19 protein-coding genes are annotated in these 14917 nt (G+C 65.0%); 15 read left to right on the top strand and 4 right to left on the bottom strand.

Translation table 11 applies throughout. The annotated features are described in order from the left end of the window. The first annotated feature begins 46 nt into the window (after positions 1-46). The gene (locus QO014_RS23060) at positions 47-718 is read left to right on the top strand and encodes an HAD family hydrolase (RefSeq protein ID WP_266351102.1); all 672 of its coding nucleotides are present in this window, start codon (positions 47-49) and stop codon (positions 716-718) included. 80 nt (positions 719-798) lie between these two features. Here the strand turns inward: QO014_RS23060 and QO014_RS23065 are convergent, their stop codons facing one another. The 3 genes from QO014_RS23065 to QO014_RS23075 all read right to left on the bottom strand — a co-directional run bounded on the left by QO014_RS23065 (position 799) and on the right by QO014_RS23075 (position 3906). Beyond that, positions 799-1143 carry a hypothetical protein gene (locus QO014_RS23065; protein WP_266351104.1) on the bottom strand — a complete coding sequence of 115 codons (345 nt, stop codon included), beginning with the start codon at positions 1141-1143 and terminating at the stop codon, positions 799-801. Between the two features lie 102 nt (positions 1144-1245). After that, complete coding sequence (locus QO014_RS23070; protein WP_266351105.1) at positions 1246-3318, bottom strand: S9 family peptidase; 2073 nt, start codon at positions 3316-3318, stop codon at positions 1246-1248. A 210-nt stretch (positions 3319-3528) separates the two neighbouring features. Continuing rightward, on the bottom strand, positions 3529-3906 hold the full coding sequence (locus tag QO014_RS23075; RefSeq protein ID WP_266351106.1) for a COG4315 family predicted lipoprotein: 378 nt from the start codon (positions 3904-3906) through the stop codon (positions 3529-3531). Positions 3907-4214: 308 nt separating this feature from the next. On the opposite strand from QO014_RS23075, the gene QO014_RS23080 reads away from it, so the two are divergent. From QO014_RS23080 to QO014_RS23145, 14 genes are all read left to right on the top strand, one after another. Further along, the gene (locus QO014_RS23080; protein ID WP_266351107.1) at positions 4215-4700 is read left to right on the top strand and encodes a Na+/H+ antiporter subunit E; all 486 of its coding nucleotides are present in this window, start codon (positions 4215-4217) and stop codon (positions 4698-4700) included. Then, positions 4697-4969 (top strand): MrpF/PhaF family protein, encoded by a 273-nt coding sequence (locus QO014_RS23085; RefSeq protein ID WP_266351108.1) that lies wholly within the window; start codon positions 4697-4699, stop codon positions 4967-4969. The genes QO014_RS23080 and QO014_RS23085 overlap by 4 nt, the downstream gene beginning before the upstream one ends. Then, positions 4966-5403: a monovalent cation/H(+) antiporter subunit G gene (mnhG, locus tag QO014_RS23090; protein ID WP_266351109.1), complete on the top strand. Its 438-nt coding sequence runs from the start codon at positions 4966-4968 to the stop codon at positions 5401-5403. The genes QO014_RS23085 and mnhG overlap by 4 nt, the downstream gene beginning before the upstream one ends. Then, positions 5400-5951: a DUF4040 domain-containing protein gene (locus QO014_RS23095; protein ID WP_266351110.1), complete on the top strand. Its 552-nt coding sequence runs from the start codon at positions 5400-5402 to the stop codon at positions 5949-5951. Before mnhG ends, QO014_RS23095 begins: the two co-directional genes overlap by 4 nt. Continuing rightward, positions 5951-6370, top strand: a complete 420-nt coding sequence (locus QO014_RS23100; RefSeq protein ID WP_266351111.1) for a Na(+)/H(+) antiporter subunit B — start codon at positions 5951-5953, stop codon at positions 6368-6370. The genes QO014_RS23095 and QO014_RS23100 overlap by 1 nt, the downstream gene beginning before the upstream one ends. Continuing rightward, positions 6367-6756 (top strand): cation:proton antiporter subunit C, encoded by a 390-nt coding sequence (locus QO014_RS23105; protein ID WP_266351112.1) that lies wholly within the window; start codon positions 6367-6369, stop codon positions 6754-6756. The genes QO014_RS23100 and QO014_RS23105 overlap by 4 nt, the downstream gene beginning before the upstream one ends. Further along, on the top strand, positions 6753-8234 hold the full coding sequence (locus tag QO014_RS23110; RefSeq protein WP_266351113.1) for a monovalent cation/H+ antiporter subunit D family protein: 1482 nt from the start codon (positions 6753-6755) through the stop codon (positions 8232-8234). Before QO014_RS23105 ends, QO014_RS23110 begins: the two co-directional genes overlap by 4 nt. Before the next feature lie 2 nt (positions 8235-8236). Further along, positions 8237-9691 carry a proton-conducting transporter transmembrane domain-containing protein gene (locus tag QO014_RS23115; RefSeq protein ID WP_266351184.1) on the top strand — a complete coding sequence of 485 codons (1455 nt, stop codon included), beginning with the start codon at positions 8237-8239 and terminating at the stop codon, positions 9689-9691. Positions 9692-9696: 5 nt separating this feature from the next. After that, positions 9697-9912: a hypothetical protein gene (locus QO014_RS23120; protein WP_266351114.1), complete on the top strand. Its 216-nt coding sequence runs from the start codon at positions 9697-9699 to the stop codon at positions 9910-9912. Beyond that, positions 9905-11584 carry a proton-conducting transporter transmembrane domain-containing protein gene (locus QO014_RS23125; RefSeq protein ID WP_266351115.1) on the top strand — a complete coding sequence of 560 codons (1680 nt, stop codon included), beginning with the start codon at positions 9905-9907 and terminating at the stop codon, positions 11582-11584. Before QO014_RS23120 ends, QO014_RS23125 begins: the two co-directional genes overlap by 8 nt. A 270-nt stretch (positions 11585-11854) precedes the next feature. After that, positions 11855-12268: a Ros/MucR family transcriptional regulator gene (locus QO014_RS23130; RefSeq protein WP_266351116.1), complete on the top strand. Its 414-nt coding sequence runs from the start codon at positions 11855-11857 to the stop codon at positions 12266-12268. A 142-nt stretch (positions 12269-12410) separates the two neighbouring features. Next, a complete protein-coding gene (locus QO014_RS23135; RefSeq protein WP_266351117.1) occupies positions 12411-13037 on the top strand; it encodes a hypothetical protein in 627 nt (208 codons plus the stop codon). A gap of 165 nt (positions 13038-13202) precedes the next feature. After that, positions 13203-13577 carry a helix-turn-helix domain-containing protein gene (locus QO014_RS23140; RefSeq protein ID WP_266351118.1) on the top strand — a complete coding sequence of 125 codons (375 nt, stop codon included), beginning with the start codon at positions 13203-13205 and terminating at the stop codon, positions 13575-13577. Continuing rightward, positions 13574-14383: a DUF6456 domain-containing protein gene (locus tag QO014_RS23145; protein ID WP_266351119.1), complete on the top strand. Its 810-nt coding sequence runs from the start codon at positions 13574-13576 to the stop codon at positions 14381-14383. Before QO014_RS23140 ends, QO014_RS23145 begins: the two co-directional genes overlap by 4 nt. 12 nt (positions 14384-14395) lie before the next feature. Here the strand turns inward: QO014_RS23145 and QO014_RS23150 are convergent, their stop codons facing one another. Beyond that, positions 14396-14830: a SufE family protein gene (locus QO014_RS23150; RefSeq protein ID WP_266351120.1), complete on the bottom strand. Its 435-nt coding sequence runs from the start codon at positions 14828-14830 to the stop codon at positions 14396-14398. Positions 14831-14917: the final 87 nt, after the last annotated feature.

A 14917-nucleotide genomic window follows, 5' to 3' on the forward strand; every position in this document is an offset into this window, starting at 1 on the left:
CCCGTGCGCGGGGGAGGGTCCATGACTTATCTCAGCGAGAGCGTCGATGATCAGGGCCGTGCTTTTTGACCTCGACGAGACGCTGATCGACCGGGCGCCTGCCATTCGCGCCTTCGTGGCCGACCAATATCACCGCTGCGCCGATATCCTGTCCGCCATCCCGTCCGAGCGCTACCAGCAGGAATTTCTCGAGGTCGAGCAGTTCGGGCGCGTCGCCAAGAAGATCGTCTATCCCGAACTCGCGGCAAGGCTCGGCCTTGGCGACGAAGCGGCGGCGGAATTGCTGCAGGATTACACCGTCCATTATCCGCGCTATGCGACGCTGCGCCCCGAGGCGCGGCCGACGCTCGACCGCCTGAGATCGATGGAGATGAGCCTCGGCATCGTCACCAATGGCGTGGCCGAGGTGCAGTTCGGCAAGATCGACGCGCTCAATCTGCGAACCTATTTCAGGACGATCCTCGTCTCCGCCGTCGAGGGCGTGAGCAAGCCCGATCCGGTGATCTTTCAGCGTGCGGCCGAACGCCTCGACCTGCTGCAGGGTGAATGCCTCTTCATCGGTGACAATCCGCTCGTCGATGTCGTCGCGGCCGAAGCGTCGGGCATGTCGGCGGCCTGGCTCGCCAATACCGAATCGCCCTGGCCGTCCGATGTGCCGGAACCGCGCCACAGGCTCTCGACGCTGGCCGATATCATCCCGCTGCTGGACAGGCGCTGACAGGCGCTCGCCGCGGTCACATCGTTGGACCTGTAGCGTTTCCCGCACGCGAGCCAGTTTCCACTCCGCTTGGAAACGCTCTACGATTTGCTGGGCAGGCCCTGCTTGCAGAAGGTGAAGTCCATCAGTCGCGGCCAGTCCGACTGCGAATTATAGAGCCAGCTCTTGCATTCCTTGTAGGTCTTGAAGCAACCGATGCCCCAGGCATGCCAGAGGCCGCGATCCCACGGATCGGGCTTGTAGCCGGAGAACTGCGAATACCAGATCTTCTTCGGCCCGATCGTCTTGGAAAGCGCCTTGCAGTCGCCGCGCGAAAGGTTGTCGCCACCATACATGCCGAAGAACTGCGCCTGTGCGGGCACCGGCAGGACGGCCGAGACCGCAAGGGCAGCGGCGAGAGCTAAAGCAGCCTGGTGTTTCGACATGGTCATTCTCCCTGCAGACCGTGGCGTTATAGTCTATCCGACTGCGGATCCTACCGGGATCCGCAGTCGCGCCGCATGATGCAGATCAGATCTTGATGAAGATCAGACTTTGCCGGTGACCTTCAGCGCGAAGGCTGTGGAGAAGGCTGTCTCCTTCAGCCGGTCGAAGCGGCCGGCGGCGCCGCCATGGCCGGCTTCCATATTGGTCTTGAGCAGCAGAGCCGCGTCGCCCTGCTTCTTCTCGCGCAGCTTCGCGACCCATTTGGCGGGTTCCCAATAGGTGACGCGCGGATCGGTCAGCCCGCCAATGGCGAGGATCGGCGGATAGGCCTTCGCCTCGACATTGTCATAGGGCGAATAGCTCAGAATGGTCTGGAAATCCGCCGCGCTTTCGATCGGATTGCCCCATTCGGGCCATTCCGGCGGGGTCAAGGGCAGCGTGTCGTCGAGCATGGTGTTGAGCACGTCGACGAAGGGCACCTCGGCAATGATGCCGCCGAAAAGCTCGGGTGCCATATTGGCGACCGCGCCCATCAGCATGCCGCCGGCCGAGCCGCCCCAGCCGACGATCCGCCCGCGCGCGGTGAAGCCTTCCTCCGCCAGATATTCGCCGGCCGCAATGAAGTCCTTGAAGGTGTTGGCCTTCTTTTCACGACGGCCATCGGCGTACCAGCGGAAGCCCTTGTCCTTGCCGCCGCGAATATGGGCGATCGCATAGACGAAGCCGCGATCGACCAGCGATAGCCGCGTGGTGCTGAACGAGGCGGGGATGGTGATGCCGTAGGAGCCGTAACCATAGAGCAGCAGCGGCGCGGAGCCGTCGAGCTTGGTATCCTTGCGGTAGAGGATCGAAACCGGAACGGTCTCGCCATCGGCCGTGGGCGCGAAGACGCGGCGCGTCACATAGGCGTCCGGATCATGGCCGGAGGGGATTTCCTCTTCCTTGCGCAGCACGCGCGTCCGCGTCGCGACGTCGTAATCATAGACGCGCGTCGGCGTCGTCATCGACGAATAGGAAAAGCGGATGCTGGTCGTGTCGAACTCGTAGCCGCCGCCGAGGCCGAGCGAATAGGCCTCCTCGTCAAAGGCGATCTCGTGCTCGGCGCCCGAGGCGAGGTCGCGGATCACGATGCGCGGCAGGCCGCCGGAGCGCTCCAGGCGAACCATGAAGTCCTGGTAGACCGTCATGTCGAGGATCAGCGTGCCGGGCTTGTGCGGCACCAGATCGGTCCAGTTCTCGCGGCCCGGCGCTGCCACCGGCGCCGTGACGATCTTGAAGTCCTCGGCGCCGTCGGCGTTGGTCAGGATGTAGAGCGTGTCGCCCTTGTGATCGACGGAATATTCGAGGCCGGTCTCGCGCGGCGCGATCAGGCGGAGCGCGCCGGTGGGGTCCTGAGCGTCGAGCAGCCGCACCTCGGAGGTCTCGTGGTCGTGGCTGTCGACCAAAATATAGCGGGCCGACTGCGTCTCGCCGACGCCGAGGAAGAAGCCGGGATCAGTCTCCTCATAGACCAGCACGTCGTCCGCCTTTGGTGTGCCGACGACATGGCGATAGACGCGGCAGGGGCGATGGTTGTCGTCGAGCACGGTGTAGAACAGCGTCTTGCTGTCCGCCGCCCAGCTGCCACCGCCCGTCGTGCCCTCGATGATGTCGGCAAGATCGGTGCCGCTCTCGATGTCGCGCACATGAAGCGTGTAATTCTCCGAGCCCTTGTCGTCATAGGCATAGGCGAGCAGCTTGTGGTCGGGGCTGTGATCGGCGCCGCCGAGGCGGAAATAGGCCCGGCCTTCGGCGAGCTTGTTGGCGTCGATCATGATCGTCTCGGCGCCGCCCTCGCGCGGCGTGCGCACGATCAGCGGCTGCTCGGCGCCTTCCGTGAAGCGCGTGGCGTAGGCGAAGGGGCCATCGGGGGCGGGAACGGAGGAATCGTCCTCCTTGATACGGGCGCGCATCTCGACGAACAGGGCCGCCTGCAGCACTTCCGTATCGGCCATCTCGGCGGCGGTGTAGTCGTTCTCGGCGTCGAGATGAGCGCGGATATCGGGGGCGAGCACGGACGGATCGCGCATCACCTCCTGCCAGTTATCGGCGCGCAGCCAGGCATAGTCGTCGGTGATCGTCACGCCGTGATGGGTCGAGGTCACGGGGCGCTTGGCGGCATTGGGCGGATTCACGAGGCAATGAGCTCCAGAGGGAAGGGTCGGTTGCGACAGAGATAGTGGGAGCACGCCGTTCCCACAATCGACCGTTCCCGCTTTCGCGCAGTCATTGGGCCGCGCCGAGTAGCCGGATGCATCTTTGCGTAGCCGGACGGGCGACCGGCGCTGAACGCGCGGCCGCCTGCCGGCGATCCCGCGACCTCGTCTATGGGCCGGGAGATCGCGCTACATGCTCTTGGCCAGGTGCCAGACGCCGCCGACACCGTCGCCAGTGATATCGCCGGGCTTCTTGTCCTTGATGAAGGTGTAGAGCGGGGCGCCGTCATAGGCCCACATCTCCTTGCCGTCCTTGCGCTTGACCAGCGTCCAGCTGCCCTCGGCCTTGGCGCCCTTGCCGGCGAGGAAGGGCGGCCAGTTCACCGCGCATTTGTCGTAGCAGTTCGAGACGTCCTTGCCGTCCTGGTCGAAGGTGTAGAGCGTCATGCCCTTGGCATCGGCGAACACCTTGCCTGCGGACGTGTCCACGGTCTTGGCCGGCTCGGCCGCGAAGGCCGGGGCCACCGCGAGGCCAAGCAGAACCAGCGAAATTCCAAGCGCTTTCATGGCAAGCTCCATTTCGATGCGATTGCAGCCGGTCGGCTGACCGGGCAATCACAAGAACAGATAGAGCGGCGCTTTTATTCATCCATGCCGCGCCTTTTGTTGCCGCCAATATCCGCAGCGAGTCCCGCCACAATATCGACTCGCGCCGCGACGGAATGTGGCGTGTCGCGCGTTAGGAACACGTCGTTATCCTGCTGCGTCAGTCGTTCCCGTCTTGGGTTAGTCGTTCCGACGTGCTTCTGTTGACCGTCGGATCGAATCGCCATGTGCGCTCTGTCCGCATTGCCCGATCAAAAGGGATGAACTGTATGGCGCGTATGGCCAGCCTGGGATTGTTCTTGTTCGTGTTCTGGCTGCTCCTTTCGGGGCATTATACGGTGTGGCTGATCGGGGCTGGTTTGATTGTCTCGGCACTGCTTGCCGTGGGCGCTCATTTTCTGGGTCTCGCCGACGAGGAGGGCCATCCCGTCAACCGGCTCGGCGCGGGGCTCGCCTATTGGCCTTGGCTCGCCGTTGAGATCATCAAGTCGTCGGTCGACGTCGCCCGCATCATCCTCAATCCGAAGCTGCCGATCGCCCCGGAAATGTTCGAGACAAAAGTCGGTCCGCGCACGCCCGTCGGCGTCGCGACCTATGCGAACTCGATCACGCTGACCCCCGGCACCATCACGGTCGAGGTCGACCGCGAGCGCGACACGTTCCTGGTCCATGCGTTGACCCGTGCCGGTGCTGATGGTGTCAGGGGCGGCGAGATGGATCGCCGCGTCACGCGCTTCGAGGGGCGCGCCGCATGATGCTCGCCGCGGTACTGGCAGCCGTCCTCGTGGCGATGGCGCTGATGGTCGCGCGCGCATTGCGCGGCCCGACCACCTTCGATCGTCTGCTGGCGGCGAATTCGATCGGCAATGGCGCGATCCTCGTGCTGGCCCTGTTCGGCTTCCTGACCGAGCGGCCCGAATTTCTCGATCTCGGCCTGACCTATGCGCTGCTGAACTTCGTCGGCACCTTCGCCGTCCTGAAGTTTTTCCGCCAAGGCTCGCTCGGCGCGGAGGCGGAGGAATGATCGATCTCCTGCGCGACATCGTGGCCGGGCTGTTTCTCGTCGCCGGTGCCGGGTTCATCCTGGTCGGCGCGATCGGCATCAACCGGATGCCGGATCTCTTCACGCGCATCCACGCCGCCTCGCTGATCGACACGACCGGCGTCGGGCTGGTCCTGGTCGGGCTGATGTTCCTCGGCGGCTTCAGCCTCGTGACCGTCAAGCTCGTCTTCCTGCTCGCTTTCCTGCTCTTCATGGGGCCGGTCGCGACCCATGCGCTGGCGGCTGCCGCCCTGCATGCCGGCATCAAGCCGGACCTCGCCGACGCGCCGAAGCCGCCGCGCGGGGGCAAGGCGGCGAATGGCAAGGCCGCAAATGACAGGACCGCGAACGGCAAGCCGGCTGGCGCCAAGGCCGCAGGCAGCCGGGCCGCCGCGCGGAAGGCGGGGCCGCTATGATGGATCCCGCCTTCGCCGAACAGGCGATCACCCTTGTGATCCTGCTCCTGCTCGCTGCCGTGACGGTCGGCATCGTCCGCGTGCGCGGGCTCTTTGCGGCCGTGGTGCTGCTCGGTGCCTACAGCTTTCTGATGGCGACGCTCTTCGTCGTGCTCGACGCGGTCGATGTCGCCATGACGGAGGCCTCCGTCGGCGCCGGTATCTCGACGGTCCTCTTCCTTGGCGCGCTCTACCTGACCGATACGAAGGAGGCGACGGGCAAGGCGCGGGAGCTGGCCCCGCTCGCCGTCGCCGCCATCACGGCGGCGGTGCTGATCTGGGGCATGAGCGACCTGCCTGAATTCGGCTCCGCCGACCAGCCGATCCATGCCAAGGGCGCGGATTATCTGGCGCGTTCTCTGCCCGATACCGGCATTCCCAATGTCGTGACGTCCGTCCTCGCCAGCTATCGCGGCTTCGACACGCTCGGCGAGACGACGGTGGTGTTCACGGCTGGCATCGGCGTGCTGGTGCTGCTGCGCCGGCGCAGCGGGCAGGGGAAGAGCTGATGCGCCGCGATCTCGTACTCCGCGTCGCCAGCAAGTTCATCCTGCCGCCGATCATGCTGTTCGCGCTCTATGTTCAATTCCATGGCGATTACGGCCCGGGCGGCGGCTTCCAGGCCGGCGTCATTGCGGCGGCGGCGATCATCCTTTACGGCCTCGTGAACGGGCTCGCGCGGGCGCAAAAGATGGTGCCGCAGGCGCTCCTCGAGGTGCTGATGCCGTCGGGCGTGCTGATCTATGCCGCGGTCGGCGTCGCCGGCCTCATGACGGGAGAGAATTATCTCGGCTACGACCACCTCGCCCATGACGCCGTGCACGGCCAGGAATGGGGCGTCTTTCTCGTCGAGGCCGGCGTGTTCCTGACCGTATTCTCCTCGATGATCGCAATCTTCTACGCCTTTGCCGGCCGGAGGCGCTCGTGAACCTGATCACCGGCCTGATGGCCGATGCCACCAATATCGCGACGATCTTCCTGATGGTCGCCGGCCTCTATGTCGTGATCGCGCGCGGCAACATGGTGAAAAAGCTGGTCGGGCTCTCGCTCTTCCAGTCGTCGGTCTACCTGCTCTATCTGCTGCCGGGGAAGATCCTCGGCGGTTCGGCGCCGATCCTCGATCCCAAGCTCACCGTCTATGCCAATCCCCTGCCGCATGTGCTGATCCTCACCGCCATCGTGGTCGGCATCGGCACGCTGGCGCTTGGCCTGACGCTCGTAGTCCGGATCAAGGAGGCCTATGGCACGTTCGAGGAGGACGAGATCATCGCCCGCGACGGCGCCAAGGCCGGCGAGCAGGGTGACGTTGCATGATCGCGGTGCATGGTCCTGTCCTCGTCGTCATCCTGCCGCTGTTCGGCGCGCTGGTCGCGGCGCTTGTGCGCCGGCCCCTGCTTGCCTGGGCGGTGTCGCTGATCGCGGCGATCGGGAGCTTCGTGGTCGCCGTGGCGCTGCTGGTCCAGGTCCGGGCCGAGGGCGTCGTCTCCTATCGCATCGGCGGCTGGGCGCCGGAGATCGGCATCGAATATCGCGTCGACGCGGTGAATGGGCTGATCCTCGTGCTGGTCACGGCGATCGCCGTCCTGACGCTCGTCTATGCGCGCCGGAGCGTGCTGTCGGAGATCATCCCCGAGCGCATCGCGTGGTTCTACGCCATGTTGATGCTCTGCCTTACCGGCCTCCTCGGCATGGCGGTGACGGGCGATGCCTTCAACGTCTTCGTCTTTCTCGAGATTTCCTCGCTCTCGACCTATGTGCTGATCGCGCTCGGCCGCGACCGGCGGGCGCTGGTTGCGGCCTATCAATATCTGATCGTCGGCACGATCGGCGCCACCTTCTACGTGATCGGCGTCGGGCTGCTCTATCTGGCGACCGGGACGCTCAATCTCGGACTGATCGTCGAGCGCCTGCCCGAGATTGCGAGCCCGCGCGCGCTGATCGCGGCCGAGGCCTTCATCGTGGTCGGCATCGCGCTGAAGCTCGCGCTCTTTCCGCTCCATGCCTGGCTGCCCAACGCCTATGCCTATGCGCCGTCCTCGGCGACGGTGTTCCTGGCCTCGACGGCGACCAAGGTCGCTGTCTACCTGCTCGCCCGCTACATATTCGGCGTCTTCGGCGTGCATCTCGGCATCGGCTCGGTGGCGATCGCGAGCGTGCTGATCGTGCTCTCGCTCGCCGCCATGTTCATCGCCTCGGCGGCGGCGGTGTTCCAGAACGATATCAAGCGCCTGCTCGCCTTCTCCTCGGTCGCCCAGGTCGGCTATATCACGCTCGGCCTCGCGCTCGCCAACCAATCCGGGATCACCGGCGCATTCCTGCATATCGTCAACCATGCGCTGATGAAGGGCGCGGCCTTCATGGCGGTCGGCGCGATCATCTATCGCTCGGGCACGTGCAAGCTCGATGAACTGTCCGGCATCGGGCGGACCATGCCCGTGACGGCGGCGGCGCTGACCATTGCCGGCCTCGGCCTGATCGGCGTTCCGGGCACGAGCGGCTTCATATCCAAATATTATCTCGTGCTCGGTGCCTTCGAGGCCGGGTTCTGGTGGGTCGCCCTACTGATCGTGGCGAGTTCGGTGATTGCCGTCCTCTATGTCGGGCGCATGATGGAAGTCATCTGGTTCCGCGAGCCGAACCAGCGCTGCCGGGGCCTGGGCGAGGCGCCGGCCGAAATGCTGGCGCCGATGGTGGTGCTGGCTGGCATGACGATCTGGTTCGGCCTCGACGCCGAGCTTCCCGCGAGCCTCGCCGGCGCGGCGGCCCATGTCCTGCTCGGTGCACGGCCATGAGCATGGGATTGGGCGATTCGGTTTGGCTGGCCCTGGCGCTGATCATCCCGGCTGTAACGCTGCTCGCGATCCTGCTGCTCGGCCGGCGGCCGAACCTGCGCGAGGCGGCGACGCTCTCGGGCGCCATCCTGCTTTTCATCACCGTGGCGCAATTGCTCGTGGACGTGCTCGCCGGGGCGCGGCCGGAGCTCCATCTCGCCTCGGTGGCGCCGGGCCTCACCCTGGCGCTCAGGATCGATCCGCTCGGCATGCTGTTCGGCGTCGTCGCGGCGACGCTTTGGGTCGCGAACTCCGTCTATTCGATCGGCTACATGCGCGGCAATGACGAGCCGCGGCAGACCATGTTCTATGCCTGCTTCGCGATCGCGATCTTCTCGACCATGGGGCTCGCCTTCGCCGGCAATCTGTTCACGCTGTTCGTCTTCTACGAGATCCTCTCGCTCTCGACCTATCCGCTGGTGACGCACAAGCAGAACCCGGCTGCGATGAAGGCGGGCCGCGTCTATCTGATCACGCTGATCGGCGCCTCGATGATCCTGCTGCTGCCGGCAATCATCTGGACCGGCCTTGTCGCCGGCACGCTCGATTTCAAGGCCGGCGGTATATTGGATGGCAAGCTCGGCCCGGTCGCGCTCTCGATCCTTCTCGCCATGTTCGTCTTCGGCGCTGCCAAGGCGGCTGTAATGCCGCTGCATCGCTGGCTTCCGGCCGCCATGGTCGCGCCAACGCCGGTCTCGGCGCTGCTTCATGCCGTGGCGGTGGTGAAGGCGGGCGTCTTCACGATCCTGAAGGTCGTCGTCTCCATCTTCGGTATCGAGACGTTGTCGAAAACCGGCTCGGCCGACTGGCTGGTCTATGTCGCGGGCTTCACCATCATCGCGGCGTCGGTGGTCGCCTTGCGGGCCGACGATCTGAAGCGACGGCTGGCCTATTCGACCATCGGTCAGCTCTCCTACATCGTCATGGCGGCGGCGCTCGTCTCGCCGCTCGCCGTTCTCGGCGCGGCGCTGCATATAGCGGCGCATGCGATCTCCAAGATCACGCTCTTCTTCGCCGCCGGCTCGATCTACACCGCCGAGCATGTGACGAAGGTCAGCCAGATGAACGGCATCGGCCGGCGCATGCCCTGGACTATGGCCGCCTTCGCGATCGGCGCGCTCTCCATGATCGGCCTGCCGCCGACAGCCGGATTTCTCGGCAAATGGTTCATGCTCGGCGCGGCGAGTTCGGCGGCCAACTGGTTTGCCGTTGGCGTCATCGTCGTCTCGACCGTGCTGAACGCCGCCTATTTCCTGCCGATCCTGACGGCAGCCTATCTGAAGCCCGCCAACGGTCCGGTGAAGGAGGCGCCGCTCGCCATGGTCGTCGCGCTTTCGGCCACGGCTCTCGGCACGGTGATGCTCTTCTTCTTCCCCGAGGTGCCGTTCCGCCTCGCATCCGCGATCCTCGGAGGATGACGGCCATGATCTCTCGTCGCATGCTGCTTGTTCTAGTCGGGGTCGTGCTCGCCATACTGGTCGGCCTCGATTTCACGGTCGAGCATCACGGCGCCTTCGGCATTGATGGCACGCCGGGCTTCGCCGCCTGGTACGGCTTCATCGGCGCCGTGGTCGCGATCGTGCTTGCGGAAGGATGGGGACGCATCTTCCGCCGGCCGGAGGATCAGCGGGATGATTGAGCATTTCGGGCCCGTGTCGCCCGCCTTCGTCCTGATCGCCGCCGGCCTGGTGCTGCCCTTCTTCCGAGGCAGGCTGCAGGACGCGCTGTTCGTCCTCGCGCCCCTGCTGGCGCTGGCGCTGGTCTGGGTCCTGCCAGACGGCTCGGCCGGTCCGGTCGACTGGCTCGGCCTCCAACTGACGCCCTTGGCCGTCGACGGCGTCGCGCGGCTCTTCGGCACCGCCTTCGCGATCGCCGCAGCCGTCGGCGCGCTCTATGCGCTCGACCAGAAGAACGTCGTCGAGCGCGCCTCGGCGCTCGTCTATGCCGGGTCGGCGCAGGGGATCGTCTTCGCCGGCGACCTGGTGACGCTGTTCGCCTTCTGGGAGGTGATGGCGATCGCCTCGACGCTCGTCATTCTCTCCAATGGCGCTGAGAAGGCGGGCCTGCGCTATGCGCTGATCCATGTGCTGGGCGGCGTGCTGCTCTTTGCCGGCATCGTCGCGGCCGTCGCTGAGGGCGGCACGGCCATCCGCGTGATGCGCGCGGATTCGGTTGGCCACTGGCTCATTCTCGCCGGCGTTCTCGTCAATGCCGGCGCGCCGCCGCTCTCCGCCTGGGTCGCCGATGCCTATCCGCGCGCATCGTGGTCGGGAACCGTCTTCCTGTCGTCCTTCACCACCAAGGCGGCAGTCCTGGTGTTGATCAGGCTCTTTCCGGGCGAACAGGCACTCCTCTGGTTCGGACTGATCATGGCCATCTACGGCCTGATCTATGCGTTGCTGGAAAACGACATCCGGCGACTACTTTCCTATTCGATCGTCGGGCAGGTCGGCTTCATGGTCGTTGCGGTCGGCATTGGCTCGCCGCTGGCGCTGGCGGCGGCGTCGGTGCACGCCTTCGCGCATATCCTCTACAAGGCCCTGTTGATGATGGCGGCCGGCAGCGTCATGCGCGCCACGGGCACGACCAGATTGACGGAGCTGGGCGGTATCGCCCGCAGCCTGCCGTTGACCAGCGCTGCCTTTCTCGTCGGCGGTTTCGCGCTTGCTGCCATGCCGTTCACGGCAGGCTTCGTCAGCAAGTCGGCCATCATGCAAGCACTTGCCGACGACAAGGCGGCACTGCCCTGGTTCGTGCTTACGGCCGTCTCCGCGGGCTCGTTTCTCTATGTCGGCTTGAAACTCCCCTGGTTTGCACTGTTCCGCCCGGCATCACCCAGGCCGATCATCTTGGCGCCGCGCCGGTCTATGCAGGCCGCGATGTTGCTGGTTTGCACGGCGCTGCTGCTGCTCGGTTGCTTCCCGAATCTGCTGGTTGCTGTCGCGCCGGGTATATCCGAGGTCCGCGTCCTGACCGCGGACCACATTCTGTTCCAGTTCCAGCTGCTCGCGGCATCAGGATTTTGTTTCGTTTTGTTGCTGCAACTATTTTTACCACACGTTGCGATTACACGAGACACGGACTGGCTGTGGCGCAAATTACCGGCCGTTGTATTGGCGAAGCTTGAGACGATCCGCCAGGCGCTGCAACGGCTCGCCAAGGGGATTCGTCAACAGATTGAGCTTGAAAATGGCGGTTTCAAGCCATTTCGAAGCCGTAGTCTGCTCAATGCCGGCAATTGGCGGACCGGCGATATCGCGCTCTGGGCGACGGCTCTGCTCGGCCTGTTCCTGTTGATCGCAGCCTTGTGACCTTGAATTGATGGCGCTTCTCAGTCGTGGCAAGATTGTGGCGAGAGCAACTGTCGCGTTCTGAAATATGTGCGACGAAGCTTCAAGCGCAACTTACCTCTTGTCTTTGCATAAACTCACTTATATAGAGACGACGAAATAAAGGAATCGTCGCGCCGTCGGTCTGTCTCACCGACCAGCTATATCGGGCTTCAGTCCTGGTCGGCGTGCCAAGTGATCAAAACCATTCCTTGCATTGTTTCTAATAGAGAAAAGAAGACAGGAGCTAATATGACCGAAAAGGCGATGGGCAGCGATCTGATTGATCTAACTGCCGACATTGTTTCCGCCTACGTCAGCAACAACTCGGTCTCCGCTCATGACTTGGCGGGCCTCATTTCCGACGTGTATAGCGCGCTCAACCGCACGCATGGCGGAGTCGTCGAGCCCGAGCCGGAGCCGCTGAAGCCGGCCGTCAATCCGAAGAAGTCGGTGTTCCCCGATTTCATCGTTTGCCTGGAAGACGGCAAGAAGTTCAAGTCGCTGAAGCGTCATCTTCGTACGCATTACGACCTGTCGCCAGAAGAGTATCGCGAGAAGTGGGGTCTTCCCGCAGATTATCCGATGGTCGCCCCGAACTACGCGGCCGCGCGCTCCGAGCTGGCCAAGAAGATGGGCCTCGGACAGCAGCGCAAGCGCCGCTGATCGTCACGCATCGATGTCTGCAAAGGGCCCGGGTCAAACCGGGCCCTTTTCATTTCCGGGTCGTCTCGGCATTGCGGCAGCGCGATAGCCGGGTATCCTGACGTCAGGGTCGGACGGAGCGAATGCGGGGTGGCGAGGCGCAATGGCGGCGATTGGTTCTCGATATCGGGCGTGGGCCTCGGCGCTCGCGGGGCTCCTGCTGCTTCCGGGTGACTTTGTTGCGGTTTCGGCCGCGCAGACAGCCGCGCCGCCCGCTTCCGTGCGTCAGGTTCCCTTCGGGCCGTCCGAGGCCATCCTGCTCCGGACGACGCTGATTGCCTTCAATCAGGCCAATCTGACCGGCAACTACACCGTGCTGCGGGCGCTTCTGGCGCCGCCGACGGCCGCGCAACACACGGCCGAAGAACTCCAGGCCGCGTTGAAGCCGTTTCGGGACAGGGCGCGGGATTTCGGCTTTGCCGCGATTGCCGAGCCGGAACTCGACAGACTGCCGGAAGTCGACGCCGATGGACGCCTGCATCTCGTCGGCGCCGTGCCCACGCCGAACTTCAAGCTCGCCTTTGCTTTTGCCTTCGCGCGCGGCAGCAATAGCTGGCTGCTGGTCGACTACATGCTGAGCGATGGCGCCATCATCGTCCGTTCATCGGATGTGGCACCGCGCGTCATCGCTTCAGACAAGCCCGCCGGGCAAGCTGCCGAACCCGGCATTGCGGTCGTGCGCTCATCGCCGCCGCGTCCACCGTTGCCGCCGGAGCGCCCCGGCATCTGAGCGACCGGCGCTGCAGGATGGTCTCGGTCGTCGCAAGGCGCGCAAGAACCACACAGGCCCGCTGGCTGCGACACACCGAATTCGAGCCGGAAAGAAATCTATCCCCGCCTTCTGAAACTGCATTAAGCTGTCATAGGAATTTAATCCTATGATGAGGTGACAGAGATGCGCAGGGTCAAGAACGAGCGGGGTAGGGCCCGACCAAGACGGGTCATCCCCGATGAGGCACGGCATCTGATCGCGGCCGTCGTCGGCCCGGCGCTCGAGGTCGAGGCGGGGGAACTTCTCGCATCGGGCCGGGGCTCGGCGCGTGGCGCCTATGCGCGCCAGATCGCGATCTACCTCGCCTGCACGCGGTTCGGCCTCAGCTTCACCGAGGCGGGGCAGCTCTTCGGCCGCGACCGGACCACGGCGGCCCATGCTTGCCGCCGCGTCGAGGAGCGGAGGGACGAACGGAGCACCGACCAGATGATCGATCGTCTCGACCGCGCCGTCGCTCAGGAGGGTGCGCTCATGCCCGCTTTTCGGAGGCTCGCATGAAGGTGGATCGCACGATGACGTCGATCGTCCGTCGCCTGGCCGGCTCGGGCATGGCGATCGAGCGCGATCCGGGCGGTCAATACTGGCTCGCCGCGCCGGGCGGCCGGCCTCGGATGGAGATCGCCCCGCTGCTGGTCAAGGCACTGCTGGCGCGCGGCGCGATCGAGGCGGATCAGACGGGCCGTCTCGTGCTCTCGCCCGCAGGGCGCAGCATGGTCCGGCGGCTGCTCGCTGGCGGCGATGATCATGGCGCCCAGCACACCGAGCGCGCGCATGTCACGATCGAGGAGGCGGGTGAACGTCAGGCAGTCACGGTCGATCTCGGCGAAAGCCCGCTCGGCTGGCTCAGGGCCCGCAAGGGCAAGGACGGCCAGCCGATGATCGACGCGGCCGCCTTCGCGGCGGGCGAGCGGCTGCGCTCTGATTTCACGCGTGGTCAGTTGATGCCGCGCGTTACGGCCAATTGGAGCGTCACAAGCGCAAGCGGTCGGCGGGGCGGCGGAGCTGGTGGCATTGCCGAACTGACGGAGGCTGCCCTTTCGGCCCGGCTGCGGGTCGAGCGCGCGATTGCCGCGCTCGGTCCCGAACTCTCAGGCACGATCGTCGATTTCTGCTGCTTCCTGAAGGGGTTGGAGCAGATCGAGCAGGAGCGGAACTGGCCGAAACGCTCGGCCAAACTGGTGCTGCAGTTGGGTCTCGCCGCGCTCGCGCGCCATTATGGCCTGTCGAACGAGGCGACCGGACGGGCGTCCGGGCGCGGTATTCGCCACTGGCAGAGTGCTGGCGATCGGCCGAAGGCCGGCTGATCGCAGCGGTCTTCAGGCGGCGGCCGCGGCCTCGGTCTTGATGCGCGAGACCATCGAGCGCAGGCCGTTGGAGCGCTGGGCCGTCAGATGCTCGCTGAGGCCGAGCTGCGCAAAAACCGCCTCGGCATCGATCGTCATGATCTCCGCCGGGGTGCGGCCGGAAAAGAGCGCGATCACGATGGCGACGAGGCCACGCACGATCAGCGCATCGCTGTCGCCGGCGAAATCGAGATGAAGACCGTCGGACTCTTCGCGCGGCGTCTTCTGCAGCCAGACCTGGCTGGCGCAGCCCTGCACCTTGTTGGCGTCGTTATGCGCCTCGGGGGGCAGGGGGGCCAGTTCGCGGCCGAGTTCGATCAGATAGCGATAGCGATCCTCCCAGTCGTCCAGGAAGCCGAAATCATCAATGATCCGCTCGATCGGCGGGACGGGAACGATCGTATCCATGCTGGCGCATATAGCGCCTTGCAGGACCGATTGAAACCACCGGCGTGCATCGCGGCAGCGGATCGATGGTGAGACAGCCGAGGTCCT

Origin of the sequence: Kaistia dalseonensis, assembly GCF_030814715.1 — a bacterium.
GTDB lineage: Bacteria > Pseudomonadota > Alphaproteobacteria > Rhizobiales > Kaistiaceae > Kaistia > Kaistia dalseonensis.